General features: G+C 67.3%; 20 protein-coding genes. 10 read left to right on the top strand and 10 right to left on the bottom strand.

The genetic code is table 11. The features are described from left to right. Nucleotides 1-90 precede the first annotated feature (90 nt). Nucleotides 91-891 (bottom strand): alpha/beta fold hydrolase, encoded by an 801-nt coding sequence (locus M1D40_RS12405; RefSeq protein ID WP_461169017.1) that lies wholly within the window; start codon nt 889-891, stop codon nt 91-93. 378 nt (nt 892-1,269) lie between these two features. Between M1D40_RS12405 and M1D40_RS12400 the strand changes: the two genes are divergently transcribed. Next, nucleotides 1,270-1,401, top strand: a complete 132-nt coding sequence (locus M1D40_RS12400; protein WP_341393686.1) for a hypothetical protein — start codon at nt 1,270-1,272, stop codon at nt 1,399-1,401. A 523-nt stretch (nt 1,402-1,924) separates the two neighbouring features. On the opposite strand, the gene M1D40_RS12395 is transcribed toward M1D40_RS12400, so the two are convergent. Beyond that, on the bottom strand, nt 1,925-3,340 hold the full coding sequence (locus M1D40_RS12395) for an amino acid permease (protein WP_461169016.1): 1,416 nt from the start codon (nt 3,338-3,340) through the stop codon (nt 1,925-1,927). A gap of 145 nt (nt 3,341-3,485) precedes the next feature. On the opposite strand from M1D40_RS12395, the gene M1D40_RS12390 reads away from it, so the two are divergent. The 8 genes from M1D40_RS12390 to M1D40_RS12355 all read left to right on the top strand — a co-directional run bounded on the left by M1D40_RS12390 (nt 3,486) and on the right by M1D40_RS12355 (nt 12,970). Then, a complete protein-coding gene (locus M1D40_RS12390) occupies nt 3,486-3,953 on the top strand; it encodes an Lrp/AsnC family transcriptional regulator (RefSeq protein WP_341393688.1) in 468 nt (155 codons plus the stop codon). 166 nt (nt 3,954-4,119) lie between these two features. Beyond that, complete coding sequence (locus tag M1D40_RS12385; protein ID WP_461169015.1) at nt 4,120-4,857, top strand: NUDIX hydrolase; 738 nt, start codon at nt 4,120-4,122, stop codon at nt 4,855-4,857. Continuing rightward, the gene (nadA, locus tag M1D40_RS12380) at nt 4,854-6,167 is read left to right on the top strand and encodes a quinolinate synthase NadA (RefSeq protein WP_461169014.1); all 1,314 of its coding nucleotides are present in this window, start codon (nt 4,854-4,856) and stop codon (nt 6,165-6,167) included. Before M1D40_RS12385 ends, nadA begins: the two co-directional genes overlap by 4 nt. Further along, the gene (nadB, locus tag M1D40_RS12375) at nt 6,164-7,828 is read left to right on the top strand and encodes an L-aspartate oxidase (RefSeq protein WP_461169013.1); all 1,665 of its coding nucleotides are present in this window, start codon (nt 6,164-6,166) and stop codon (nt 7,826-7,828) included. Before nadA ends, nadB begins: the two co-directional genes overlap by 4 nt. 36 nt (nt 7,829-7,864) lie before the next feature. Beyond that, nucleotides 7,865-8,848 (top strand): carboxylating nicotinate-nucleotide diphosphorylase, encoded by a 984-nt coding sequence (gene nadC / locus M1D40_RS12370; protein WP_461169012.1) that lies wholly within the window; start codon nt 7,865-7,867, stop codon nt 8,846-8,848. Beyond that, nucleotides 8,845-10,056 carry a cysteine desulfurase family protein gene (locus tag M1D40_RS12365; RefSeq protein WP_461169011.1) on the top strand — a complete coding sequence of 404 codons (1,212 nt, stop codon included), beginning with the start codon at nt 8,845-8,847 and terminating at the stop codon, nt 10,054-10,056. The genes nadC and M1D40_RS12365 overlap by 4 nt, the downstream gene beginning before the upstream one ends. Further along, a complete protein-coding gene (locus tag M1D40_RS12360) occupies nt 10,053-11,477 on the top strand; it encodes a M20/M25/M40 family metallo-hydrolase (RefSeq protein ID WP_461169010.1) in 1,425 nt (474 codons plus the stop codon). Before M1D40_RS12365 ends, M1D40_RS12360 begins: the two co-directional genes overlap by 4 nt. After that, a complete protein-coding gene (locus tag M1D40_RS12355) occupies nt 11,474-12,970 on the top strand; it encodes an MFS transporter (RefSeq protein ID WP_461169009.1) in 1,497 nt (498 codons plus the stop codon). The genes M1D40_RS12360 and M1D40_RS12355 overlap by 4 nt, the downstream gene beginning before the upstream one ends. Nucleotide 12,971: 1 nt before the next feature. Here M1D40_RS12355 and M1D40_RS12350 read toward each other — a convergent pair whose 3' ends face one another. The 6 genes from M1D40_RS12350 to M1D40_RS12325 form a co-directional block, all read right to left on the bottom strand. Beyond that, on the bottom strand, nt 12,972-13,883 hold the full coding sequence (locus M1D40_RS12350) for an oxidoreductase (RefSeq protein WP_461169008.1): 912 nt from the start codon (nt 13,881-13,883) through the stop codon (nt 12,972-12,974). 9 nt (nt 13,884-13,892) lie between these two features. Continuing rightward, nucleotides 13,893-14,360 carry a MarR family winged helix-turn-helix transcriptional regulator gene (locus M1D40_RS12345; protein WP_341393697.1) on the bottom strand — a complete coding sequence of 156 codons (468 nt, stop codon included), beginning with the start codon at nt 14,358-14,360 and terminating at the stop codon, nt 13,893-13,895. 9 nt (nt 14,361-14,369) lie between these two features. After that, nucleotides 14,370-15,479 (bottom strand): LLM class flavin-dependent oxidoreductase, encoded by a 1,110-nt coding sequence (locus M1D40_RS12340; RefSeq protein WP_461169007.1) that lies wholly within the window; start codon nt 15,477-15,479, stop codon nt 14,370-14,372. Nucleotides 15,480-15,609: 130 nt separating this feature from the next. After that, nucleotides 15,610-18,762, bottom strand: a complete 3,153-nt coding sequence (locus tag M1D40_RS12335) for an efflux RND transporter permease subunit (RefSeq protein WP_461169006.1) — start codon at nt 18,760-18,762, stop codon at nt 15,610-15,612. 137 nt (nt 18,763-18,899) lie between these two features. Beyond that, nucleotides 18,900-20,390 (bottom strand): malate:quinone oxidoreductase, encoded by a 1,491-nt coding sequence (locus M1D40_RS12330; protein WP_341393700.1) that lies wholly within the window; start codon nt 20,388-20,390, stop codon nt 18,900-18,902. 103 nt (nt 20,391-20,493) lie between these two features. Beyond that, nucleotides 20,494-22,173, bottom strand: coding sequence for an ABC transporter substrate-binding protein (locus M1D40_RS12325; RefSeq protein WP_461169005.1), 1,680 nt, complete (start codon nt 22,171-22,173; stop codon nt 20,494-20,496). Nucleotides 22,174-22,391: 218 nt separating this feature from the next. Here M1D40_RS12325 and M1D40_RS12320 point away from each other — a divergent pair, with 218 nt between their 5' ends. After that, the gene (locus M1D40_RS12320) at nt 22,392-24,209 is read left to right on the top strand and encodes a dipeptide ABC transporter ATP-binding protein (protein WP_461169004.1); all 1,818 of its coding nucleotides are present in this window, start codon (nt 22,392-22,394) and stop codon (nt 24,207-24,209) included. A gap of 112 nt (nt 24,210-24,321) precedes the next feature. On the opposite strand, the gene M1D40_RS12315 is transcribed toward M1D40_RS12320, so the two are convergent. Continuing rightward, a complete protein-coding gene (locus tag M1D40_RS12315) occupies nt 24,322-25,263 on the bottom strand; it encodes an ABC transporter permease (protein WP_341393703.1) in 942 nt (313 codons plus the stop codon). Continuing rightward, nucleotides 25,260-26,264: an ABC transporter permease gene (locus M1D40_RS12310; RefSeq protein ID WP_341393704.1), complete on the bottom strand. Its 1,005-nt coding sequence runs from the start codon at nt 26,262-26,264 to the stop codon at nt 25,260-25,262. The genes M1D40_RS12315 and M1D40_RS12310 overlap by 4 nt, the downstream gene beginning before the upstream one ends. Nucleotides 26,265-26,297: the final 33 nt, after the last annotated feature.

The raw sequence follows: 26,297 nt of genomic DNA, 5'->3' as shown, positions 1-26,297 counted from the left end.
CGCCTTTACCAAGACGTAATATGTGCCTTCTCACCAGGAGGTGCGCCGGGGGGTGTCCTGGTGCTGTGGGCTCCGGCCCCGGTACGGGCGCTACCCGAGGAAGCTGACGGCGGCCTGCTTGAAGGCACGGGAGGTGACGGCATTGACGTGCGTCCTGCCCGGGAGCCGGAGCAGCTCCGCCTGTCCGGACAGCTCGGCCAGTTCCGCGTTGCCGGCCGCAAAGGTGTCCAGGTCTCCGGCAACCAGCAGCACCGGCACGGCCGGCACCGCCTCGGCAGGAACAAACGGCTCCTGCCGGACAGCCTCAACCATGGACAGCAGGACCGGCAGGTTGTTGCCGGGCACAAGCGAGGCCATGCGCAGCAGCTCGGCAGTGGTGCCGTCGGTTATCTCCCCGGTCCCGGCGAGGTTCGCCCGGGCTGCGTCCAGATCGAACGCGGCCAGCGGGTCGTCGGTTCCGGGCCCGCCGCCGAGGGCCAAGCGGTGCACCAGCTCCGGCTGCGTTGCTCCAAACTCCCACGCCAGTCGGGAGCCCAGCGAATAACCGATAAGGTCCACGCCGCTTTCGGGATTGTCCGCGGCCAGCGGAAGCACTCCGGCGTCCATCAGCAGCTGCAGCAGGTCAGCACGGATCCGGCTGGGCCGGTAGGCGTCCAGGTCCTCGGGTGCGGCGCTCCTCCCGTGGCCGGGCAGATCCACGGTAAGTACAGTGCGGCCGGCGGCGGTCAGCGCGCCGACCCAGCCCGAATCGTGCCAGTTCAAGCGGGACGAGGAGGCGAAGCCGTGGAGCAGGAGCACCGGCCGGGAGGCGGAGCGGCCGCCCTCGGGCTGAATGATCTCTGCGAACAACCGGGGATCGGTGCCCTCGACGGTGCGGGTCCTGAGTTCCATGGCCTACTCCCCGTCCGGCGCGGCGGTGCCGCCTTCATCGAGCTCGGGCAGGGGGAGAGCGGGTTGTGCCACGTCGATACTCCAATACTCGCTGGATCCCGAAGACGACGCTGTCGACGTCCGGGGCAACCCCGTCTTCCGGGTCACCTGAAAGACACGGTACGTCGAATCCGGCGACCCGCTCAACCGGCGCACGCAGGGTGTCGGCAGTGCACTCCGTTTCCCGCCTTGTGCGCGGCTCCCGGAGGGAGCGGGGCTGAAGGTGCCAAGGGGGCGGGCGGGGAGGAAATTTTATGTTTTTGGGCCGGGACTGGCTTTTATTTTTTTACGGGGTATGGTCATGAGTCATCGATGTTGTTTCTTTAAGAGGAGCCTAAATTGTCAGGTAAATCCCCACAGGGTTCAAACGAGAAGAAGCCGGGCAAGTCCATCAAGGACAAGCGGGCAGAAAAAAGAGCCAAGAATTCCAGCGAAAACGAGCTGATTCCCAAGAAGCGCAAGGGCCAGTAGCCCCGGCGGGTTGCTGAGGCCGCCGGCGGGATCAGCAGAGCCGGCGGGCCCACTGCAGCGCCGGGGCCCGGAATACCTGTGGAAGCCCCGAGGGCTGGCGGGTTGTCCGGGCCCCGGCCTCGTATTTGCCTGAAAAAAACCCGGCGGATTTTATTGGGGCTGGCCCGCTGGAGTCTTCCCCCGAAAACCGGCTGTAATTTCGCAGGACAAAGGGGCCGCTTTTGGTGCCTAATAATGCAAAAAGTTTATTTATTTCCTGAGTGGACCGCGGGCGGGCAGGAAAACCCGGATAAAACCCGGATAAAACCCGGGCGCAAGGCAAAAAGCCTGGAGCAGGAAAACCCGGAAAGCCCAACGTCCCGAAACCGGGATCGGTAAAAGCGGCCGATAAAAAGACGTCCTGAAGCCGGGCGCACGCGCACCCTGATCCGGAAACAGAAAACAGGGAAAATCCCGGATACGCAACAGTGACCGGCTAAGCAACAGTGATCCGGCCGCCCGGCTCTGGCCGAGCCGCCCGGTTTTAGTCGAGCTGCCCGGGGCGTGACGTCCGGCGGTCCAGCAGCCACGCTGCCGTGCCCAGCACGCAGGTCAGGGCCAGTGTCGCCACCAGCTGGATACGCACCGCCGAATCCAGGAACCCGAGCACCACGATGCCGGCCAGCAGTGCCAGGGCGAAGTAGGACAGCCAGGGGAAGGCCCACATCTTGAAGGTGAGCTCCCTGCCGGCGGCCTCGGCGCGGCGGCGCAGGATGATCTGCGAAACGATCGACACGCCCCACACCACCAGGCAGGTGGACCCCACCAGGTTCAGCAGAAGCATCAGGACCTTCTCCGGGTACAAGTAGTTCAGCACCACGGCCAGGAACCCGAACGCGACGGAGGCAGCCACCGCCGCGCGGGGTACCCCGTTGGTGCTTTTGTGTCCCAGGGACCGGGGTGCCCGGCCCCGCTCGGCCAGCGAGAAGACCATCCGGGATGCCCCGTACAGGTTGGCGTTCAGCGCCGACAGCAGTGCCACAACTATGACTACGGCCATGACGGTGTCGGCGCCGGGAACCCGGGCGGCGGCCAGCGCCGCAACAAAGGGGCCGGTGCTGAGGGCTTCGCTGTCCCACGGCAGGATGGTGACAATCACCAGTACCGAACCAATGAACAAGACCAGGATGCGCCACACCACTGAGCTGATGGCTTTGGCGATGTTGGTCTCGGGGTTCTCGGTGTCGGCGGCGGCGACGGCGACGATCTCGGTGCCGCCGAAAGCAAAGACCACCAGCAGCAGCCCGGCGCCGACCCCGCTCCAGCCGTGGGGCATAAAGCCCCCGTTGCCGGTGAGGTTGCTCAGGCCGGGGGCCGGAACGTTGGGCAGCCAGCCGGCGATGAACGCGATGCCGATGCCCAGGAACGCCACGATGGCGAGCACCTTCAGCAGGGCGAACCAGTACTCGAACTCGCCGAAGCTCGCCACCCCTCCCAGATTGATGGCCGTGAACAGGGTCATGAAGGCCAAAGCCAGCACCCACTGCTCGGAGCCGGGCCACATGGAAGCAACAATGGCTGCCGCAGCAGTGGCCTCGGCTGCAATAACGATGACGAGCTGCAGCCACCACAGCCATCCGATGGTGGTGCCCGCCGGCCGGCCCAGCGCTTTCTCCGCATATACGGAGAAGGCGCCGCTGCTGGGATCCGCGGCAGCCATCTCGCCCATCATCCTCATGACCAGGATGACCATGGTGCCCGCAATAAGGAAGGACAGCAGGACTGCCGGTCCGGCGGCCTGGATGCCGGCTCCGGAGCCGACAAAAAGCCCGGTGCCGATGGCGCTGCCCAGGCTCATGAACACCAGATGGCGGGGGCGCATCTTCCGCACGTTGGGCGGTGCCGCCGGAAGCGGGGTGCCTGATCCGGAAGAACCGGCTGCGGACGTTCGGGTGGTCATGGAAATGGCGCCTTTGAAGTTGGGGGATTGCCATGAAGTGGCCTATCCATCCTATGCCGCGGGTGCCGACTAGAAGGAATGTAGAGCGTTAATGTCAGAATGCTTACAGTTTGCACAGCTGGGTGCTGTGCAGGAGAGGTTAAAAATGGCTACCGACGCTCTGGATGCCCGCATCATTGCACTGTTCACCGACGAACCCCGGATGTCGGTGCTGGAGGCATCGCGCACACTTCAGGTGGCGCGTGCCACGGTTCAGGCGCGGCTCGACCGGATGCAGCGGCTGGGGGTCATCTCGGGCTGGGGTCCGAGGGTGGACCCTGCCGCCCTGGGGTACGGGGTGGTGGCCTACTGTTCCCTGACGATCAGCCAGGATGCCGGGCACGCCGCCGTCGTCCGGGCACTGGAAGAGATCCCCGAAATCCAGGAAGTCCACACCGTCTCGGGTGAAAGTGACCTGCTGGCACGGGTGGCCGCCCGGTCCAACTCCGACCTGCAGCGCGTCATAGATGACATGGTTGCCACCCGCACCATTGTGCGGTCATCCTCGGTGATTGTGCTCAACACTCATTTTGAGGGCCGGACCCTGCCGCTGCTTCAGGCCGCCTCCGAATAATCCGCTGCGGGTAGAACCCCCGGTCCGGGCCGCCTTGTAACTCCGCCGCGGCCGAATGTGACGCAGACCGCAGTATTTCCGCCGATATGAGTTAGAGTCATCCTGACTTTTACTCGCTCCGCGTCCGCGGACGCAGCCGGGCCGGAGAGAGACGGACAACACCCACGTGGTTCACCAGCACAATGTCTACGGGAACGGCAACGTCTCAGAACGCGCCCGGCAGCCTCCCTCGCTCGCCATCTCCACCGTGATCTTCGCGCTCCGCCCGGACCCCGGCACCGGGCGGCCGGCGGTGTGGCTGCCTCTGGTGCGGCGCGTCCGTGAACCCTTCGGAGGATTATGGGCATTGCCGGGCGGGCCCTTCGGAGCACAGGAATCCCTGCAGGAAGCCGCCGCCGGCAACCTCGCGCAGACCACCGGTTTGGCCCCCCAGTACCTGGAGCAGCTGTACGCCTTCGGCGGGACCGGCCGGTCGCCGTCGCCCCGGGTGGTCTCCATTGTGTATTGGGCCCTTGTCCAGCCCGATGAGGCCGCCCTGAGGCCCCGGGACGAAAACGTGGCGTGGTTTCCGGCCGAACGCCCCGGGGACCTGGCCTTTGACCACAACGAGATCGTGGAATACGCCCTCTGGCGCCTCCGGAACCGGATGGAGTACGGCTCCATTGCCTACGCCTTCCTGGGGCGGACCTTTACGCTGGCCCAGCTGCGTGAGGTCTATGAAGCGGTGCTCGGGCGGGAGCTCGAACCCGCCAACTTCCGCCGCCAGCTGCGCTCGGCCCCCGACATCGAGGCGACGGACGACTACGTGCAGGGCGGCCGGCACCGGCCTCCGCGCCTCTATCGGTACACCGGAGCAACACCCCAGTCCCATCCCGCCGGCAGCAACGAAAGCAGTGAATCATGAGGCAAGAACCCGGAATCCCGTCTCCCAGCGTCGCCGCTTCGGTTGCGCTGATCACGGCCGGGGAGGCAGCACGCGGGCAGACGTCCACGGCGACCTGCGCGCCGGACCTGGTGCTCCCGCCCTGGGAATTCGACGGCGTCCCGCTGCCGGACTACGGGCCCGGCGCGTCCATGCATGATCCCGCGCCGCGGTCCACCCCGCGGCAGGGCGGCCTCCCGGAGGAATACCGGCTGGCCTCCGATGCCGAGCTGAATGCGCGGATCCTCGCCGCCAAGGAAAGGCTCGGCGACCGGGCGGTGATCCTGGGCCACTTCTACCAGCGTGATGAGGTCATCCGCTACGCCGACTTTGTCGGCGATTCCTTTCAGCTGGCGAAGGCGGCCAAAGCGAAGCCCGACGCCGAAGCCATCATCTTCTGCGGCGTCCACTTCATGGCCGAAACCGCAGACCTGCTCTCCGGCCCGGACCAGGCCGTGGTGCTGCCAAACCTTGCTGCGGGCTGCTCGATGGCGGACATGGCGGACATCGATTCGGTGGCGGCGTGCTGGGACCAGCTCACTGGGCTTTTTGGCTCGGAGCCGGACGACGACGGCCTGCTGCCGGTCATTCCGGTCACCTACATGAATTCCTCAGCCGCGCTGAAGGGGTTCTGCGGGGAAAACGGAGGGATTGTCTGCACCTCCTCGAACGCCGCCGCGGTTCTGGAGTGGGCCTTTGAACGCGGCCGGCGGGTGCTGTTCTTTCCCGACCAGCATCTGGGCCGGAACACGGCCAAGGCCATGGGGGTCCCCCTGGAAGCGATGCCGCTGTGGAATCCGCGCCTGCCGATGGGCGGCAACACGGCCGCCGAACTGCAGGAAGCCAGGGTGCTGCTGTGGAACGGCTTCTGCTCCGTCCACAAACGCTTCACCGTGGCGCAGATCGCCAAGGCGCGCGCGGATTTCCCGGATGTACGGGTGATTGTGCATCCTGAATGCCCCATGCCCGTGGTGGACGCCGCCGATGAAGCAGGCTCCACGGACTACATCCTCAAGGCCGTTGCCGCGGCCCCGCCCGGCAGCACCTTTGCGGTGGGTACCGAAATCAACATGGTCAACCGCCTGGCCGCGCAGTATCCGCAGCACAGGATCTTCTGCCTGGACCCCGTGATCTGCCCCTGTTCCACCATGTACCGGATCCACCCCGGCTATCTGGCCTGGGTCCTGGAAGGACTGGTGAGGGGAGAAGTGCTGAACCGGATCACGGTTCCCGCGGACGTCGCCGTGCCGGCCCGGACCGCGCTGGAACGGATGCTGGCGGCGCACCCTTGATCGTCGTCGTCGGCAGCGGGATCGCAGGCCTTGCGGCCGCGCTGGGTGCGGTCCAGGCTGATCCGGGGGTTACCGTGGCGGTGCTTGCCAAGGACGGGGTGGAGCAAACCAACACCTGGCTCGCGCAGGGCGGGATTGCTGCCGTGGTGCCCGGTTCGGCGGCGCCCGGAGACACCGTGCAGGCACATGTCGCGGACACGCTGGCTGCCGGGGCCGGCAGGGCCGACGCCGAAGCGGTGCGCGTGATGTGCGCGGCGGCCGGCGGGCAGATCAAGCATCTGCTGCGCCTGGGTACGCCCTTTGACCGCGGACCGGCCGGTGCGCCGGCGCTGGGCAGGGAGGCGGCACACTCGGCCCGCCGCATCCTGCACGTTAACGGAGACGCCACCGGCGCGGGGATCGCCGCTGTCCTGCTGCGGGCTGCGGCAGCGGAACCGCGGATCACCATTCTGGAACCGGCCGTTGCCACCGGGCTGCTGCAGGAGCAGGGCCGGATTACCGGGGTGCGTCTGCTGCGGCGGGGACGGGCCGGGAACCTGGCGGCCGATGCGGTGATTCTCGCTGCCGGAGGAGCCGGGGCCCTGTACGCACACACCACCAATCCGGACTCGGCAACCGGTGACGGCGTGGCGCTGGCGGTTCGGGTCGGAGCCGCAGTGCGGGATTTGGAGTTCTTCCAGTTCCATCCGACGTCCCTCGATGTGCCGGGAAACCCGCTGATCTCCGAAGCGGTGCGCGGGGAGGGAGCCGTACTGCGCAGCGCCGCCGGCAGCCGGTTCCTGACAGCGGTCCACCCCGATGCCGAGCTGGCTCCGCGCGACGTCGTGTCCCGGGCCGTGAGCGCCTACCTCCGGGAGAGCGGCGAATCCCGCGCCTGGCTGGATGCCACAGGCATTGCCGCTGAGCGGGGACCGGGATATCTGGCCCGGCGGTTTCCGGCCCTGGACGCGCTGACCCGGAGCCACGGCTTGGACTGGGAGCGTGACCTGCTGCCCGTGGTCCCGGCCGCGCATTACTGGATGGGAGGGGTGTCGACGGATCTCCGGGGCCGCACCTCGGTTCCCGGGCTGTACGCCGCCGGGGAATGTGCCTGCACCGGGGTGCACGGGGCAAACCGCCTGGCCTCGAATTCTTTGCTGGAGGGCCTGGTGTTTGGCGCCCGGGCGGGATCAGCCGCCGCGGCGGACGGCCGGACCGAAGGGTTTCCTGCGGCCCCCGGGAGGCCGGGTCCGCAGGCCGCCGCTGCCTGCCCGCCGGCGGCGCCGACCGGCGGTGCGGGGGAGGAGACCGCGGTACCGTTCAGCCGTGCGGCCCTGCAGGACCTGATGTCCAGGCATGCCGGAATCCTTCGCAGCGGCGGCGGACTGAGTGCGGCTGCCGCGTGCGTGGCCCGGTGGCAGCAGGAAATCTCTGCCCCTGCAACGGACCGCAGAACGGCGGAGGACGCAAACCTGCTCACCTGCGCCGGGCAGCTCCTGGCGGCAGCGGCCCGGCGCACCGAATCCGTGGGCGCGCACTACCGGACCGACGAACGGAGCGACGGACGGACCGACGAACGGACCGACGCGCGGACTGATGCGCAGGCCGCGCAGTCCGGGCTCCCCGCCGCCGGCGGATCGGCTGCCCGAGCGGCGGACCGCGCTCTGCACCCCACCCACTGAGCCCCACGAATGAGCCCCACGAACGGAACCGGATCCATGAAGAGTCCCAACACCGCACCCGATACCGAATATGACAGCACACCGGATGACAGCAGACAGGAAGGGAGCACACTGGATGACGACAGCACACCCGGCACTGCGCCGGCCCGGCACGCCGCAGATCCCGTGCCGGTGCCCGTGCCGCAGGAAGCGGTGGACCGCATCGTTGCCGCTGCGCTCGCCGAAGACGCACCGTGGGGTGACCTGACCTCCGAGCTGCTCGTTCCCCGGGACGCGCGGGCCTCGGCCGTCCTGACCGCGCGGGAAGCCGGCGTCTTCTGCGGAACGCAGGTGATCGAGGCCGCGTTCCGCCTGGTGTCACCGGAAACAGCAGTGCACTTCCGGGTCCGCGACGGGGAACCGTTCGACGCCGGACGCGTCCTGGCTGAGATCAGCGGCCCGGCCCGTGCCGTCCTGACGGCGGAACGGGTCGCGCTGAACCTGGCCCAGCGCCTGAGCGGCATCGCCACCCTGACGGCGGCCTTTGTCGCCCGGGCCGCCGGCACCGCCGCGCGGATTACCGATACCCGCAAGACCACTCCGGGCCTGAGAATCCTGGAACGGCACGCCGTGAGGTGCGGCGGCGGGCATAACCACCGCTTCAGCCTCTCGGACGCCGTCATGGCGAAAGACAACCATCTGGCGCTGCTTGCCGCCGGCGGACTGGACCTGGCGCAGGCGCTCGCGGCGGCCAAGGCGCGGCTTCCGCACACGGTGCACTTCGAAGTGGAGGTGGACCGTTTGGACCAGATCGAAGCAGCCCTCGCAGGCGGGGCCGACACCGTGCTGCTGGACAACTTCAGTCCGGAAGACCTCCGCCTGGGCGTGGAACTGGTTGCCGGCCGTGCCCTGACGGAGGCCAGCGGAAACGTGAACCTGGCAACGGTGGCGCAGATCGCCGCCACCGGAGTGGATCTTATTTCCGCCGGGGCCCTGACCCACAGTGTCCGCGCCCTGGACCTGGGGCTGGACCTGGTGTGATCTACCTGGACGCCGCCGCCACCGCCCCTCCGCGGCGAGAAGTGCTGGAAGCCATGTGGCCCCTCCTGACCGGCGGGTTCGGCAATCCGTCCAGCCGCCACTCGGTTGGGGAGGCCGCGGCACGGGCGCTGGAGTCGGCCCGGGAGGCGGCGGCGTCGGTGCTGGGGTGCCGGCCGGCGGAGATCATCTTCACCTCCGGGGGAACCGAAGCGGATAACCTGGCGGTGAAGGGCCTGGCCCTGGCCGGGCTCGACCGCCTGTCCGGGGCCGCCGGAAACGGCCGCGCGCCGCACGTCGTCTCCACCGCCGTCGAACATCCCGCGGTGCTGGAATCGCTGGAGTATCTGCGGCGCAGGCACGGCTTCACCGTGACCCTGCTGCCGGTGGATGCCGCCGGACGGGTGGATCCGGCGGAGGCTGCCGCCGCCCTGACCCCTGCCACGGTGCTGTGTTCCGTGATGTACGCGAACAACGAAGTGGGCACTGTCCAGCCCATCCGGGAGATCGCCGCGCACTGCCGTGCAGCCGCGGTGCCGTTCCACACCGACGCCGTCCAGGCAGGCGGATGGCTGGACCTGGACGTCACCGGCCTGGGCGTGGACGCGCTGAGCCTGTCCGGCCACAAGCTCGGTGCGCCCAAGGGCACCGGGCTGCTGTACCTTCGCGGAGCGACGGCCCTTGAACCGCTTCTGCACGGCGGAGGCCAGGAACGCGGCCGGCGATCCGGCACGGAGAACGTGGTGGCAGCGGTGGGAATGGCAACAGCGCTGGTCCTGGCGGCAGCGGAACGGGAGGGCGGCGCCGGCCGTGCGGCAGCGCTGCGGGACCGCCTGATCGACGCCGTGCTGCACCGGGTCCGCGGTGCCCGCCTCACCGGGCACCGGACTGAGCGGCTGCCCGGCCATGCATCCTTCTGTTTTCCGGGGACTTCGGGCGAAGCGGTGCTGCTGGAACTGGAACGGGCCGGGGTGCTGTGCTCCAGCGGCTCCGCCTGCGCCGCCGGTTCCGATGAACCCTCCGCTGTGCTGACCGCCATGGGACTGGACCGGGAAACCGCCCAGACCGCCGTGCGGTTTACCTTTACCGCAGCCCTCGGCGAGCGCGAGATTGATCAGGCGGCAGAGGCGGTGGCCGGTGCCGTTGCCGCAGTGGGACGCCTCGGCGGGTCTCACGCCGCCGGTGTGGCCCCCGTTACACTCGGGGCATGAAACCGAAGACCACCGGATCAGAGCGTGCCGGCGCGGCAGCGGAAGCCGGGGCGGCTGCCGCTCCGAAACTCTCCCGCCTCATCACGTACCGGACCGTATCTTCCCGGGAGCCGCAGGACATCGAGATCGGTGAGTTCGACGGCTTCATCCGGGCGCTGCCCGAGTTGTTTCCCCTGGTCCACCGGCACCTCGGCCTGGAACGGGTGAACGGCTACGGGCTGCTCTACCACTGGAAAGCCGAGCCCGGCCGCGGCGATGCCCCGGGCAGTTCCGGAACCGGTGCCGGGGCCGCGGGCGCTCCGCTGGTGCTGATGGCCCACTACGACGTCGTCCCCGTGGCCCACCCGGAGGCCTGGCAGCATCCGCCCTTCTCCGGAGAGATATCGGAGGGCATGATCCGGGGCCGCGGAACCCTGGATGACAAGGGCTCCCTGGCAGCAATCCTGCAGGCCGTTGAACTGTTGCTGGCGGAGGACTTCACGCCCGCACGGGACGTCTACCTCTCGTTCGGGAACAACGAGGAAGCATCAGGCACCACCGCGGGGGTAACCGCCGCGCTGCTGGAAGGCCGGGGCATCCGTCCGTGGATGGTCCTGGATGAAGGCGGAGCAGTGGCAACACAGGCCTTTCCCTTCGTGGACTGCCCGGTGGCAGTGGTGGGTGTCACCGAAAAGGGCATCCTTGACGTGGAACTGTCCACGGAGGACCCCGGGGGACACGCGTCCACGCCGCACCGCCGCGGTGCCACCGCCCGCCTGGCCCGGGCGATCGTTCGGCTTGACGAGAATCCGCTGCCCGCCGCCCTGCCCGGTCCGACGGTCGAAATGTTCGGACGGCTGGCACCCGCGGCCCGCTTTCCGGCGGGCCTGGTCTTCGGGAATATGGGTTTCTTCCGGGCTCCGCTCACCAGGATCCTGGCCCGCATGGGCGGAGAGTCGGAAGCGCTGACCCGCACCACGGTGGCGGTGACGCAGCTGCAGGGCAGCAGTGCCGCGAACGTCCTGGCGTCCCGGGCCACGGCCAACGCCAATATCCGGGTCGCCGTGGGGGACACGGTGGAGGGAACCATCAAGCGCCTGAGACGGATCATCCGCGACCCGTCCGTATCCCTGCGCGTGGTTGAAGGCAATGAACCCTCTCCGGTGTCCGCAACGGACAATGACCAGTTCGCCCTGCTGGCGCAGACCATTACGGACGTCTTTCCCGATGCCGTCCCGGCGCCCTACATCATGCTGGGCGGAACCGACTCGCGGCGCTTCACGGACATCTGCAACGCCGTGTACCGGTTCGCCCCGTTCCGGATGGACCGGCAGGCACGGGCCAGCGTCCACGGCGACAACGAATGCCTCGGGGTGAAGACGTTCGGGGAAGGCATCATCTTCTACACCCGGCTGCTGCGCAGCCTCGGGGCGGGGCAGTGACTGCCGCCGCCGACGTCGGCCGCCGCGGCCTCCGCTCGCTCGGGCCGGTGGTGTTTTTCCTGGCCCTGGTCGAGATCACCAGCGGCATTCTGCAGGGGTACTACACTCCCATCCTCACGGATATTGCCCGCAACCTGGACATCGCCGACGGCGACGTGAACTGGTTCGAAGCCGCCCAGCTGATGCTCAGCGCGCTCGCAGTCCCGGTCCTGGCGAAGCTCGGCGACATTTACGGGCACAAGCGAATCCTGCTGGTCTCCACCGTGCTGACCGCGGCTGCTTCCTGGGGCGTGGCCTTCGCCCCGGACTTCTGGACGTTTCTCGCGGCCTGGTCGCTGCAGGGCTTCTACGTTGTCTGGCTTCCGCTGGAAATTGCGCTGATCTTCAGCCGCTCCGCCGCACTCCCGGGACGGGCCGCGCTGACCCGCAAGGCGGCGGGCCTGCTGGTGGGAGCCCTGCAATTCGGCGTGATCGCGGGCGCACTGGCCGCCGGCGTGCTGGTGGAGCTCTTCGCCGACAGGCTGGAGCTCACCCTGATGGTCCCCGCGGCGGCAGTGACACTGTGCATCGCCGCCGTCCACTTCGGCGTGCCCGAGACCCGGGCGCAGGAGCGCGCCGGCGGCGTCCTGGACACCGGGGGATTCCTGCTGCTCGCCGTCGGACTGCTGCTGCTGACCTCAGGACTGAGCTTCCTGCGGATCAACGGCCCCGGCACCTGGTGGGTCTGGGCGGTCCTGCTGGCGGGGGCGGCTGCCTTTGTGCCGTTTGTGCGCTGGGAACTGGGCCGGCCGGACCCGCTGGTGGACTTCCGGATGCTGCGGGAGAAGACCATGTGGCCCGTCCAGCTCACCGCCGGCCTGTTCGGGATTTCCGTCCTGGGCGCCCAAGCCCCCATGTCCACGTTTGCGCGCACCGACAGCCAGGTGCACGGCTACGGGCTGGGGCTCGACGCCGGAAGCGTCTCCGTGATTATCGGGTCCTATGTCCTGTCGGTGCTCATCGGAGCGCTGCTCTTCCCCGTCGTTTCGCGGTTCACAACGCCGCGGCTTACCCTCAGCGGGGCGGCGGCACTGGTGGGAACCGGGTATCTGCTTTTCCTGCCCTTCCACGACTCGCTGGCGCAGACCCTGACCAACATGGTCGTTGCCGGCCTGGGATCGGGAGCCCTCGTCGCCGCGCTGCCCTCCGCCGCGGCAGCTGCGGCGCCGCTCAACCGCACCGGGATGGCGACCGGACTGACAAACACCACCAAAACCATCGGTGGGTCCTTTGCCTCGGCGGTGTTCGGGATAGCGCTGATGAGCGCGGCAACTGATGCCCTTGCCGGCGGTGCGGGGCTGCAGACGGCGGCTCCGCTCTCGGGCTACCTCACGGTGTGGGCCGTGTGCTCGGCAACAGGCTTCCTGGCCGCGGGCCTGCTGCTGCTGGTGCCGCGGCTGGCCTTTGCCGACGTTCCCCTGCCGGCCGCCGGCACCGGCACGACCGGTCCCTGAGCTAGTCCAGGCCTTCGAAGACCACGCCGGTGAGCTTGGTGCTGACGTCCCAGAGCCGCCGGGCTGCCAGGGCATCGCGGGCCTGCGGGGCCGGCGTCACCGGGGCGGGTTTGCCGCGCAGCTGGCCGGGACCGTCCGGCCCGTAAAAGTCTCCGCCCCGCACGCCGGGAGCAGTCGCGGCATAGAGGGCGGGGAGCGCCCCGCGGGCCCCGCTTTGGCCAAGCAGGCGGAAGAAGCCGCCGAGGAGATCCAGGGTGGCGGGGTGGTGCATGCCGGCGGTGAGGTTGGTGCTGGCGAATCCGGGGTGGGCTGCGGCGGCCACCAGGTTTTCGCCGCGGGCCTGGAGCCGGCGGTTCAGCTCGAAGGTGAACAGCAGGTTGGCCAGCTTGCTCTGGTTGTAGCGTGCCCACGGCCGGTAGCTCCGTTCGGCGGCCAGGTCGTCGAAGTCGATCTTTCCGCCGCGGTGGGCCAGGCTGGAGACGGTGACGACGCGCGGAGCAGGGGCGGCGCGCAGCGTCGGCAGCAGCAGCCCGGTCAGGGCGAAGTGCCCCAGATGATTTACCCCGAACTGGAGCTCGAAGCCGTCGGCGGTGGTGCGGTGCGGGGTTGCCATGACGCCGGCGTTGTTGATGAGCAGGTCCACGGGCCGCTCCTGCGCCGCGGCGAAGGCGCGGACGGACTCCAGCGAGCCCAGGTCCAGCTGCCGCACCCGCACGTCGTCGTTCCCTGTTTCGGCTCGGATGCGCTCCATTGCCGCTTCGCCGCGCTTGGCGTCCCGGCAGGCCAGCTCCACGCGTGCGCCCTTCGCCGCAAGAACGAGGGCGGTCTGCAGCCCCAGACCGCTGTTGGAGCCGGTGACGACGGCGGTTTTGCCGCTTTGGTCGGGAACGTCGCCGGCGCTGTAGGTTCTCACGGCCGCATGCTAGTCCGCGCTGGCGGCCAGGCTCGCCAGTACCTTGTCGGTGAGGGACTTCAGCTGCAGGAGCTCCTCGCTGCTGAGCGCCGGGGAGAGCAGCTCGTGAATGCCCTGGACATGCGCGCGGCCCAGCCGGCGCTGCAGGTCCCGGCCTGCGTCGGTCAGCGCCAGCTCGACGCCGCGCTGGTCATTCTCGGCCGGACGGCGCTGGAGCAGCCCCTTGGCTTCCATCCGCTCCACCATGCGGCTGAGGCTGGGCTGGCTGATCAGCAGGTGCTCATTCAGTTCATTCAGCCGGGTCCAGCCGGTCGGGCAGCGGGTGAGGTTGAACAGCACGTCATACTCGCGCATGGTCAGTTCCTTGAAGGCAGGATCCTTCTGGAGCCTCCGCATGACACCCACCTGGGTCCGGAAGAGGGACTCCCAGGTTTCGGCTGCCTGTCGAACGGGGACGCTGCTGGTATCCAGGGACATGTCTCTAGCCTACTGAAGAGAAGAGGCAGCGGATGTACGTGACGCCGCACTAAGGGCGGCTACCCGTGCGGCATGCGTGGGGCCGTCGGGGACATCGGCCGGGCGGCGGGCGTCAAATTCGCGGCGCAGTTCCGGCAGGACGTACTCCCCAAAGAGGTCCAGCTGCTCAAGCACCGTTTTCAGCGGCAGTCCGGCATGGTCAATAAGGAAGAGCTGGCGCTGGTAGTCGCCGAAGTACTCCTGGAAGGACAGGGTCTTCTCGATGACCTCCTGCGGACTGCCCACGGTGAGCGGAGTCTGCGCGGTGAAATCCTCCATCGAGGGGCCGTGGCCGTACACCGGCGCGTTGTCGAAGTAGGGGCGGAATTCGTTCACCGCGTCCTGCGAGTTCTTCCGCATGAAGAACTGGCCGCCCAGGCCCACCACCGCCTGGTCCGCGCGGCCGTGGCCATAGTGCTCGTAGCGTTCGCGGTACAGGCTGATGAGCTGAATGTAGTGCTCCTTCGGCCAGAAAATGTTGTTGGCAAAGAAGCCGTCCCCGAAGTAGGCGGCAATCTCCGCGACCTGCGGCGTGCGGATGGAGCCGTGCCAGACAAAGGGTGCGACGCCGTCGAGCGGCCGCGGCGTGGACGTGAAGTTGCGCAGCGGGGTGCGGAACTTCCCCTCCCAGTTCACCGTGTCCTTGTCCCAGAGCTGGCGGAGCAGGTTGTAGTTTTCCACGGTCAGCTCCACCGAGTCCTGCATGTTCTTGCCGAACCAGGGGTAGACGGGAGCAGTGTTGCCCCGGCCCAGGACCAGGTCCACCCTGCCGTCGGAGAGGTGCTGCAGCATGGCAAAGTCCTCGGCGATCTTCACCGGGTCGTTGGTGGTGATCAGCGTGGTGGCGGTCGAGAGGATGATCCGCTCGGTCTGGGCGGCAATGTAGCCCAGCAGTGTGGTGGGTGAGCTGGCGTAGAACGGCGGGTTGTGGTGCTCGCCGGTGGCGTAGACATCCATGCCGATCTCTTCGACCTTCTTGGCGATGGCAACGGCCGACTTGATGCGTTCACCTTCAGTGGGCGTCCGCCCGGTGACGGGGTCGCGGGTGATGTCGCTGACGCTGAATACGCCGATCTGCATGGTGTCCTCCAATGGTTGGCCGGCGGATGACAAATCTGCCTGCCCTAAGTATATGCATTTGCATGTACTACCCGTAACTCCGGCGGCCGGACAATCATTCCCGGCACCTCGTTCTGCGCCGACCGCCGGCTCAGGCCCGGGCCGGACCGGACTCGGCGGGTGTCCGGTCGGCGGAGTGGCGGTGCCGGTTTGCGCGCTTCTCCCGCGAGCCCTCCACCAGCCGGTAGAGCACCGGCACCAGGATCAGGGTCAGCACGGTGGAGGAGACCAGGCCGCCGATCACCACAATCGCCAGCGGCCGGGAGATGAAGCCGCCTTCGCCGGTAACGCCCAGTGCCATCGGAGTAAGCGCAAACACCGTCGCGAGCGCGGTCATCAGGATGGGCCGCAGGCGCTGCCGTGCCCCGCGCATGATGGCGTCGGACACGTTCATCCCCGGCCGGCCCTCGTGCGGGCGCCGGTACTGGTTGATCAGGTCCACCAGCACGATGGCGTTGGTGACCACAATTCCGACCAGCATCAGCATGCCCACCAGGGAGGGCAGGCCCAGCGGCACCCCGGTGACCAGCAGGAGCAGGATTGCTCCGGTGGCGGCAAACGGAACGGACACGAGCAAGATCAGCGGCTGGATCAGCGACTTGAACGTGGCCACCATGATGACGTACACAATGGCAATCGCTGCCAGCAGGGCCAGTCCCAGCTGCGTGAAGGACTCGTTCTGCTGGGTGGCGGCACCGGAGAGGGTGGCGGTGACGCTGGCCGGCAGCTCCATGTCCTCCAGCTGGGCCTGCACCTCGGTGATCGCCGCCCCCAGGTTGTCGCCCGCAGGGGCCACGGAGACGACCGCGGTGCGCTCGCCGCCGGAGGAGGAAATCGACGTCGGCACATCCACTTCCTCCACCGTGGCCAGGGAGCTCAGCGGCACGCTGCCCGAGCCGGCCGGCACCGGCACTGCACTGAGCTGCTCAACGCTCGTAATCGGGGTGCCCTCGCCGATAAGCACCGGGAAGTCATCGGTGCCGATCCGGACGGTTCCGCCCGGGAGCGGGCTGAGCGTGGAGGCCACAAGCCCTGCAATCTGCTGTTCGTTCAGCCCGGCCTCAACGGCCTTGGCCCGGTCAATCGAAATCTGCACCACGGGGGAGGACGAGGAAAGGTTGCTCGTGACCTCGCCCGCGGACGGCAGCTTGGACATGGCCTCCACCAGCTGCTCGGAGGCCGGCTGCAGCTCATTCGGGTCTCCGGCGGAGAGGCTGATGTCCACCGTGTTGGAGGTGCCGAAGCCGCCGCCGGTGGTTCCCAGCGTGACGTTCCCGGCGTCGTCGTCCAGGTTCTCCAGTTCATTGCTGACGGTTTCCCGCAGTGCCACCTGATCCACGCCCGGTTCGGTGATCACGGTGAAGGAGGCCACCGCGGACCCGCCGGCGGTGAAGGCGGCAAAGCCGGAGTTCGACGTACCCATGGTGACCTGGACGTCCCTGACGCCCTCGGTGCCGCTGAGCACCTCCTCCACCTCTTCGGCAGCAGCCGAGGTGGTTTCCAGCGAGGTGCCCGGCGGCATTTCCTGCCGCACGCTGAACGTGTTCTGCCCGGTGTCCCCGAGCAGATTGGTCTGCAGCAGCGGGGTCATGGCCGCGGTGCCGACCAGCACGACAAGGCCGGCGGCCAGGGTGTAGGCGGGGTGGCGCTGTGTGCCGCGCAGGATCGGCAGGTACCCGCGCTGCAGGAGGGTCCGGGACTCCTTGGCTTCCACTTCGGCGCGGTAGGCGGCAGGATCGGCGACCGGCCGGGAGGACTTCAGGAACCAGTACGCCAGCACCGGAACAATGGTCAGGGATACCAGCAGGGAGGCCAGCAGCGCCAGCGACGTGGTGATGGCGAACGGGCGGAACAGTTCACCGGACAGGCCGCCCACGAAGGCGATCGGCGCAAAAACGGCCACGGTGGTCAGGGTGGAGGCGGTGATGGCGCCGGCCACTTCACGGACGGCGGTCAGGATGGCGGTGCGCTTGTCCGTGCCGTATCCCAGGTGCCGCTTGATGTTTTCAATGACCACAATGGAGTCATCCACCACCCGGCCGATCGCGATGGTCAGGGCGCCCAGGGTCAGGATGTTCAGCGAGTACCCGAAGGCCAGCAGCCCAATGAACGTCACCAGCAGGGACAGCGGGATGGAGACGGCGGTGACCAGGGTGGAGCGCACCGACAGCAGGAAGACCAGGATCACCAGGACTGCAAACCCCAGGCCCAGGATGCCTTCGGTGGTGAGGTTGGAAATGGACTCCTCGATGAAGGGCGCCTGGTCGAAGACCACAGTGAACTTTGCCCCGTTGCCCAGCTCGTCCTGCAGCGACGGCAGCAGATCCAGCACCTCGTGCGAGATGCCCACCGTATCCCCGGCCGGTGTCTTGGTGATGGAGACGGCAAGCGTCGGCTCCCCGTTGGTGCGCGTGATCGAGGTGTTTTCATCTTCGGTGATGTCCACGGAGGCGACGTCGCCGATGGTCACGGGGGCGCCGTCGTCGTCGCTGCCGGAATCCCGGGTGGATTCAAGCGGCAGCGCGGAGATTTTCTCCAGGCTGTCCAGCGGGCTGCCGACCTGGATGGGCAGTGACCGGGTGTCTTCGGCAACGGTGCCGGCCGGCACCAGGGCCCCGCTGTTTTCCAGCGCCTCCGAGATGGCCGACGGCGAGACGCCCAGGGCGGCCAGCGCCGCCTGGTCGGGAAGGATGGCGATGCTGCGGGTGGACCCGCCGGTGACTTCGGCGGTCCGGACGCCTTCGATCTTCTGCAGCCGCGGTACGGTCAGCCGCTGCAGGTCTGCGTTGAGCTCGGCCAGCGGCTGGTCCGAGGAGACGGCCAGGTACACGATGGGGAAGTCGCTGATGCTGCCGGCCAGGGACTGCGGGTTGGTGTCCTCGGGCAGCAGCTGCCGGGCGTTGGAGATGGCCCGGTCCACCTGGCCGCGGGCGCGGTCCAGATCGGTGCCGTAGGCAAAGGTCAGATTGATGGTGGAGATTGAGGACCGCGAGGTGGCGGAGGAGGATTCAAGGCCCTCGACGGCGGTGAGGGCGCCTTCCAGCGGTTCGCTGACCTGCTTGTCCACCACCTCCGGGGACGCACCGGGCAGCGCCGTGATCACGGTGATCTGCGGAAACTCCAGGGACGGGATGAGCTCCTGTTTCAGGGAGCCCATGGAGATCACGCCGAAGACCACCGTGAAGACGGTGATCAGGGCAATGAGCGCCCGGTTGGAGAGGGAAAGCTTGGCCAAACGGTCCATGAGCCTGCCTTAGGGAGGACTGAACTAACGTAGATCGGCAAAACGTTCCGGGCAGGCGAACCGTTCCGGTGCAGAGTGTTCGAAGGACCGGGCCAACCGGATGGGTCGGCCCGGTCCCACGGGTAAAACGGGTGCGGCTAGCTCAGGCCGAGGACGCGGTTGGTGTCCTTGGTGATGTCCTCGAGCAGCGACTCATTCTCGTTGAGCTTGACGCCGTAGCCCGGGATCATGTCCTTGAGCTTGGGCTCCCAGCCGGGGAAGTCCGCGGGGAAGCAGCGCTTGAGCAGGTTCACCATGATCGGCGGGGCAGTGGACGCACCCGGGGACGCACCCAGCAGGGCGCCGATGGTGCCGTCGGCTCCGGTGATGAGCTCGGTGCCGAACTGCAGCACGCCGCCCTTCTTCGGGTCCTTCTTAATGACCTGGACGCGCTGGCCCGCGGTGATCAGGTCCCAGCCGTCGGTGACGGCGCCGGGCATGAATTCCTGAAGGGCCGCCGTCTTGCCTTCGCGGGTCTTCAGCACCTCGGTGATCAGGTACTTCACCAGCGACATGTTGTCCTTGGCAACGGCCAGCATCGGCACCAGGTTGTCCGGGCGCACGGAGCCGGGCAGATCCAGCAGCGAACCTCCCTTGAGGAACTTGGGGGAGAAGCCGCCGTACGGGCCGAACAGCAGCGAACGCTTGCCGTTGACGAACCGGGTGTCCAGGTGCGGAACGGACATGGGCGGGGCGCCCACCGAGGCCTGGCCGTAGACCTTGGCGTTGTGGCGGGCAATGATCGACTCATCCGTGGAGCGCAGGAACTGGCCGGAGACGGGGAAACCGCCGAAACCCTTGCCCTCGGGGATGCCGGAGGCCTGCAGCAGGTGCAGGGCGCCGCCGCCGCCGCCAATGAAGACGAAGCGGGCGGACACCGTGCGGGACTGGCCGGTGGCACGGTTCTTGACCTTGACGTCCCAGCCGCCGCTGGAGGAACGGGAAACGTTGTTGACCTCGTGGCCAAAATTCATTTCCACGCCGTTGTCGCCCAGGTACCCGGTCAGTTCACGGGTCAGGGCGCCGAAGTCGACGTCGGTGCCGCCGGCTACACGGGAGGCTGCAATCCGCTGCGAGGGATCCCGGCCTTCCATGATCAGCGGAGCCCATTCGGCCACCTTGGCGTGGTCTTCGGAGAATTCCATGGTCTTGAACAGCGGCTGCGCGCTCAGCGACTCGTGGCGGCGGCGCAGGTACTCGGAGTGCGCGTCACCCCAGACAAAGCTCATGTGGGGCAGCGGGTTGATGAAGTTGTTCGAGATATGGCCGGAAGAGACCATGTGGGACCAGAACTGGCGGGAAACCTGGAACTGTTCGTTAATCCCTACGGCCTTGGCCGGGTCAACGGAACCGTCGGCCGAGGCGGGGCTGTAGTTCAGTTCGCAGAGCGCGGCGTGGCCGGTCCCGGCATTGTTCCAGGGATCCGAGCTTTCCATGCCGGCGCGGTCGAGGCGCTCAAACAGGGAAATGTCCCAGTCCGGCGCCAGCTGCTTCAGGAACGCCCCGAGGGTCGCGCTCATGATGCCGCCGCCGATCAGCAGTACATCGGTCTTTGTTGCGGACGTGTCCGCGGGGCTATTAGCAGTCAACTTCGTATCTCCAGTCGCGAGGGCGCTAGCCCTAGAAGCGTATCGCTCCCGGGGCCCGTACTAAAATCACCCTCTTGCTTCCCGGAGTACGGGCGTCGGGGAGTTACTGCTCGCGCAGCTCGATCCGGTTGAAGACCTCGTTGAGGAGGGGAGAGGTGGGATAGACGGCAACCCGGGGGGAGCACGCCAGCGCGGAGATGGGGAAGGCCAGCGGCACGGCCGGAACCCGGGTGGAAATACGGTCGCTGATGGCCGTGTATGCCTCGGTCTGCTCCGGCCCCGAGTCCAGCGTCCGGGCCCGGTCGATCTTGCTCAGCAGCTGGGCGTCGTCGTAGGCGAATTCCTCGGTGTAGCTGCCGAAGAGGCTTCCCACGAAGTTGTCCGGATCGTCATAGGTGCCGCTGATGCCGAACAGGTGCAGGGCGCGGTCTCCGCTGCGCTGCACGCTCTGCACATAGTCATCGGACCATTCCACCGGAACCGGCTTGATGTTCAGTCCCGCGGCGGTGAGCTGGCGGCTAAGTTCCGCGTACACGCGTTCCGGCGTCGGCAGGTAGGCGCGCGTGACGTGGCGGGGGTAGTGGAACGGCAGCTCGGCGCCGTCGTATCCGGCTTCCTTGAGCAGCTCCGCCGCCCGTTCCGGATCGTAGCCGTAGGTGGTGACGGATCCCGAGCTGACGCCGAGTTTTTCGGGCACAAACTGGTTGGCCTGCTTGGTGCCGTTGAGGAACAGCCCGTCCAGCAGGGCATCCTTGTCGATGGCATGCGCAATGGCCTGGCGCATTTTGATGTTCTCCAGGCCCGGGAAGGCCTGGTTGATCCCCAGGTACATGACCGAGTAGGGGTCGCGCTGCAGGATCTGCATTCCGTTGCGGGCCAGATCGTCCACGTCGGAGACAGTCACCAGGTCGTAGCCGTCCACCTCGCCGGTTTTCAGTGCGCGCAGCCGGCTGGCCGGGCTGGTCATCGTCTTGAAGACAAGGGTGGCGATTTGGCCGCGTTCGCCCCAGTACTCCGGGTACGCTTCCAGACGCACTTCGTCTCCGTCCCAGGACTGAAGGGAGAAGGGCCCGGTGCCCACCGGGTGGGAGGCGTAGTCGGAAATTTTCTGGCCGTCTTTGTCGCTGGTCAGGGCATCGGCATTGAACTGCTGCAGGGCCTTCGGGGAAGACATGGCAAACTCGGGCGAGGCCAGCGCGGGAATGAACGCGGCAAGCCGGGTGGCCAGTTCAATGCTGACAGTGTATTCATCCACAGCGGTGCAGGATTTGTACACCGCCAGTGCCGGGCTGTCCGAATAGGCGTTGAAGACGGACTCATAGGCGAGGTGGCCGGAGCCGCGGGCGGATGCCGGCAGGTTGTACCAGCGGTCGAAGTTGGCGCACACGGCGTCGGCATTGAAGGGTTCACCGTCGTGGAAGGTGACGCCCCTGCGCAGCTTGAAGGTGTAGATGCGGCCGTCTTCGGACTGGGTCCAGCTCTCGGCCAGCAGCGGAGTGGGTGCCGAGGTCAGGGGATCCACCCCGACAAGGCCTTCCATGATCTGGCGGGTAATCCGGTGGCTTTCGGTGTCCGTGGCCAGGGCCGGGTCCAGGCCGGCGGGGCGGGCCGCGGTGGCGAACGTGAAGGTGGCATCGGGTGCGCCCGCCGCCGTGCCGGAGGCGGACGCTGACGCGGTGGCTTCGGCGTCGGGCGGGGCGGCGGTGCATCCGGCGAGGGCCAGGGCGCCGAGCAGGGCACCGGCCCTCAGGAAGGAGCGGCGGCCGATGCCGGGATCTGTCACAGCTGCTGTTCTCCTCCGGGACGCTCCATCCCTGGTTTTTCTCTAACGGTGATTGCCGGCGGCGTTGCCACATGGTGCGCCAAACGGTGGTTCCGCGCCAAGCGGCCCGGCACTTGCGGGAGCTTTTTGCGTGGATTGCCAGTCTAAATGATAAAAAACTGGTAAAAGGCTGTGAGACACGGCTCACACCGTCGCTTCAAGTAAGGCAGGATAGGGAAATGACTGAAATGAGCCCTGACATTCCCCTGCTTGAGGTGACCGATCTCGCGGTGAATTTCCGCACGACCGACGGCGAAGTCCAGGCGGTTAAGAATGCCTCGTTTTCGATCGGCAAGGGCCGGACACTGGCCATCGTCGGCGAATCCGGCTCGGGGAAGTCCACCACGGCAATGGCTGTCATTGGCTTGCTGCCGGGCAACGGCAAGGTAGCTGCCGGCAGTATCCGTTTCGACGGCACAGAATTGGTGGGAATGCCGGAGGCCAAAATGCGGGCCATCCGGGGCCGGTCCATTGGCCTGGTGCCGCAGGATCCCATGTCCAATCTGAATCCGGTCACGAAGATCGGCACCCAGGTGGCGGAGACCCTCCTGGTGCACGGCATGGCCACGTCCAAGGACCTGGACCGGAAAGTCATCGAGGTCCTCACCGCGGCGGGCCTGCCCGACGCCGCCGAACGCGCCAAGCAGTATCCCCACGAGTTCTCCGGCGGCATGCGCCAGCGCGCGCTGATCGCCATTGGTCTCGCCTGCCGTCCGCGGCTGCTGATTGCCGACGAGCCTACGTCGGCCCTTGACGTGACCGTCCAGCGGACCATTCTGGACCAGATCGGAAGGATGACCGATGAGCTGGGGACCTCGGTGCTGCTCATTACCCATGACCTGGGGCTGGCCGCCGAACGCGCCTCCGAGCTGGTGGTGATGCACCGGGGCCTGGTGGTGGAAACCGGCCCCGCCCGCCAGCTTCTCGAGGATCCGCAGCATCCCTACACGCAGGCCCTGGTGGCGGCCGCTCCCAGCGTGGCGGCGGTGCGGCTGAGCCCCGGGGCCTTCACTGTGCCGGCGGCCCAGCGGCTGAGACTGGCCGAAGAGGTTTTCACCGAGCACTCCGGAACTGCCGGGCTGGCGGACGACGGCGGCGCCGGCACCAATGCGGCCGGCATCGCGGCGCCTGATGCCGGTGCGGCCGTTGCTCCCGGCGGGACTGCCGAAGCCCCTGTGGCAGGAAAGGCCGCCCCGGACAACATCGTGGAGATCCGCGACCTGACGAAGGTGTTCAAGATCCGCGGACGGTCCGAGGACTTTTACGCGGCCCGCAACGTCACGCTCGACATCCCGCGCGGACGGACGGTGGCCATCGTGGGGGAGTCCGGCTCCGGTAAGACGACCACCGCCCGGATGCTGCTGAAACTGATTGAGCCCACCAGCGGCACCATGACCTTCGACGGAATTGATGTCGGCGGTCTGGAAAAGGGCAAGCTGCGCGAGTTCCGGCAGCGGGTCCAGCCGATTTTCCAGGACCCGTACTCCTCGCTGGACCCGATGTTCACGATCGAGCGGATTCTCGACGAACCGCTGAAAACATACAAGCGCGGGTCCAAGAGCGAGCGGGCCGCCAGAGTTCGGGAGCTGATGGACCAGGTGGCGCTGCCGCACGCGATGCTGGGCCGCTACCCCGCGGAGCTTTCCGGCGGGCAGCGCCAGCGCGTGGCCATCGCCAGGGCCCTGGCGCTGAAGCCGGAACTGATTGTCTGTGACGAGCCGGTCTCGGCGCTGGACGTGCTGGTCCAGGCCCAGATCCTGAAACTGCTGGGGGACCTGCAGGCCGAGCTAGGGCTGAGCTACCTCTTCATCTCCCATGACCTGGCCGTAGTGCGGCTGATCTCGGACTATGTCTGCGTCATGAAGGACGGGGAACTGGTGGAGGCGGCGTCCTCCGAGGAGGTCTTCTCCAATCCCCGGCACCCCTACACGCGCAAACTGCTCGCCTCCATCCCGGGCAACGAACTGAACATCGGCGAGGACGAGCTGGCCTCCTGAGCGGATTCCGGCAACCATTCCGGCAAGAAAAGAGGTGCCGCCCAGTTCAACTTGAACTGGGCGGCACCTCTTTTTGGTGCGTCTACTCTTGCCGGCAGATGTCGTTCCCGGGCTACTTCTTCCGTGTTTTCGGATCCAGTGCCTCGCGCAGGGACTCACCCAGCAGCGTGAAGCCCAGCGCCGTCACGGCGATGCAGATGCCCGGCAGGAACGCCAGCTGCGGCGCCACCGCCAGTTCACTCTGCGCGTAGGTGAGCATGCGTCCCCACTCGGCCGTCTGCGGCTTGCCGCCGCCGAGTCCAAGGAAGGACAGGGCCGCCGCGTCGATCACGGCGGTGGCCAGGGTCAGGGTCCCCTGCACAATGACCGGACCCATGCTGTTGGGCAGCAGATGGCTCATAGTGATGGTCCGCCGGCTCAGCCCCAGTGACTGCGCGGACAGGATGTAGTCGGCGCTGCGCTGGGAAATCATGGACGAGCGCAGGAGCCGGGCGAAGATGGGCACCTGCGACACCCCGATGGCGATCATGATCGCGTAGCTGTTCTGCCCCAGGATGGCGGCAATGCTCACGGCCAGCAGGAGGTTCGGTACGGAGAGCAGGATGTCCACGAAACGCATGATGACGTTGTCCACCCAGCCGCCCAGTCCGCCGGCGATGACTCCGAGGAGCATGCCGCCCGCGAGTCCCAGCGCCGTGGAGACAATCCCGATGATCAGCGAAGCCCGGGCGCCCCAGATCAGTTTGGAGAGGACATCACCGCCGAAACGGTCCAGTCCCAGCGGATAGTCGGCAATGGCGCCGGGCCCGGGGATGGACGTGGGGGTAATTTCGGTCCGTCCGGGCAGGTCGTCGCCGCCGAACGGTGCCAGCAGCGGTGCCAGCAGGGCGACCAGGATGAAGATCCCGACAATGACTGCTCCGGCGATGGCCGCAGGGTTGCGCCGCAGCCGGGCGAAGGCGGACCGCCACATGCCGCTGCCGCGGGTGTCCACCTGCACGGGCTCGTCGGGACGGACTGCGCCGCCGGGCGCCGGCGGGAGAATCGTACTCATTGAACCCTCACCCTCGGGTCGATAAAGCCGTAGGAAACGTCAACGATCAGGTTGATCAGTGAATAGGCTATGGCGATGAAAATGATGAACCCCTGCAGGACCGGATAGTCCAGGTTGAAGATGGCATCCCGCAGAAACCGCCCCACGCCGCTGAAAGCGAAGACCGTCTCGGTCAGCACGGCGCCGGAAATCAGCAGGCCGGTCTGCAAACCGATGGTCGTGGTTACGGGAAGCATGGCGTTGCGGAGCACAAAGCGGCCGCGGATGGTTTTTTCCATCAGGCCCTTGGCCCGTGCGGTGCGGACGTAATCCGCACCCTGGACTTCCAGTACGGACGCACGGGTAATGCGCACGATGATGGCAAGCGGAATGGTGCCCAGTGCTATGCCGGGCAGGATCAGGTGCATCACAGCGTCCCAGGAGGCGTCCCATTCGCGGGTCAGCAGCCCGTCCAGCACATAGAAGTCGGTGACGTGCGTGGCGTCGATGCGGGGATCCTGCCTGCCGTCCGGGGGAAAGACCGGCAGCTGGATGGCCAGCAGCCATTTCAGGATGAAGGCCAGGAAGAACACGGGGACGGTGATGCCGACCAGTGACAGCACCACCGAGGAGTGGTCCCAGAAGCGTCCGTAGTGCGTCGCTGCCAGGTAGCCGAGCGGAATGCCGATGCCGATGGCGAAGATCAGCGCCACCACGGCCAGTTCCAGGGTTGCCGGGAAGCGGGTGGCGAATTCCTCGAGGACCGGCCGCCCGGTCACGATCGAGGTGCCGAAATCGCCTTGGAGGAGCTTGCCGACGTAGGTGAAGTACTGCTCGATGAGCGGCCGGTCAAAGCCGTAGGCGGCGTTGATGCGGGCAATGGCTTCGGGCGTGGCCTTGTCTCCAAGGAGTGCGGTGGCCGGTCCGCCGGGAAGGCTGCGTACCCAAATGAACAACAGGATGGAGAGACCGATAAGTGTGGGGATCAGCATGAGAAGACGTTTGCCGATGACTTGCAGCACGGAAGTCCTTTCTCAGCAGGGAGCACCCGCTGG

The organism is Arthrobacter sp. Z1-15, assembly GCF_054792395.1.
This window is presented reverse-complemented; position numbering and strand designations above follow the sequence as displayed.

What these genes read in the sequence shown, in the direction of transcription:
- M1D40_RS12315 (WP_341393703.1), bottom strand. Translation starts at nt 25,263, where the DNA reads ATGAGTACGATTCTCCCGCCGGCGCCCGGCGGCGCAGTCCGTCCCGAC.
- M1D40_RS12345 (WP_341393697.1), bottom strand. Translation starts at nt 14,360, where the DNA reads ATGTCCCTGGATACCAGCAGCGTCCCCGTTCGACAGGCAGCCGAAACC.
- M1D40_RS12405 (WP_461169017.1), bottom strand. Translation starts at nt 891, where the DNA reads ATGGAACTCAGGACCCGCACCGTCGAGGGCACCGATCCCCGGTTGTTC.
- M1D40_RS12335 (WP_461169006.1), bottom strand. Translation starts at nt 18,762, where the DNA reads ATGGACCGTTTGGCCAAGCTTTCCCTCTCCAACCGGGCGCTCATTGCC.
- M1D40_RS12320 (WP_461169004.1), top strand. Translation starts at nt 22,392, where the DNA reads ATGACTGAAATGAGCCCTGACATTCCCCTGCTTGAGGTGACCGATCTC.
- M1D40_RS12360 (WP_461169010.1), top strand. Translation starts at nt 10,053, where the DNA reads ATGAAACCGAAGACCACCGGATCAGAGCGTGCCGGCGCGGCAGCGGAA.
- nadC (WP_461169012.1), top strand. Translation starts at nt 7,865, where the DNA reads ATGAAGAGTCCCAACACCGCACCCGATACCGAATATGACAGCACACCG.
- nadA (WP_461169014.1), top strand. Translation starts at nt 4,854, where the DNA reads ATGAGGCAAGAACCCGGAATCCCGTCTCCCAGCGTCGCCGCTTCGGTT.
- M1D40_RS12340 (WP_461169007.1), bottom strand. Translation starts at nt 15,479, where the DNA reads ATGCAGATCGGCGTATTCAGCGTCAGCGACATCACCCGCGACCCCGTC.
- M1D40_RS12395 (WP_461169016.1), bottom strand. Translation starts at nt 3,340, where the DNA reads ATGACCACCCGAACGTCCGCAGCCGGTTCTTCCGGATCAGGCACCCCG.
- M1D40_RS12390 (WP_341393688.1), top strand. Translation starts at nt 3,486, where the DNA reads ATGGCTACCGACGCTCTGGATGCCCGCATCATTGCACTGTTCACCGAC.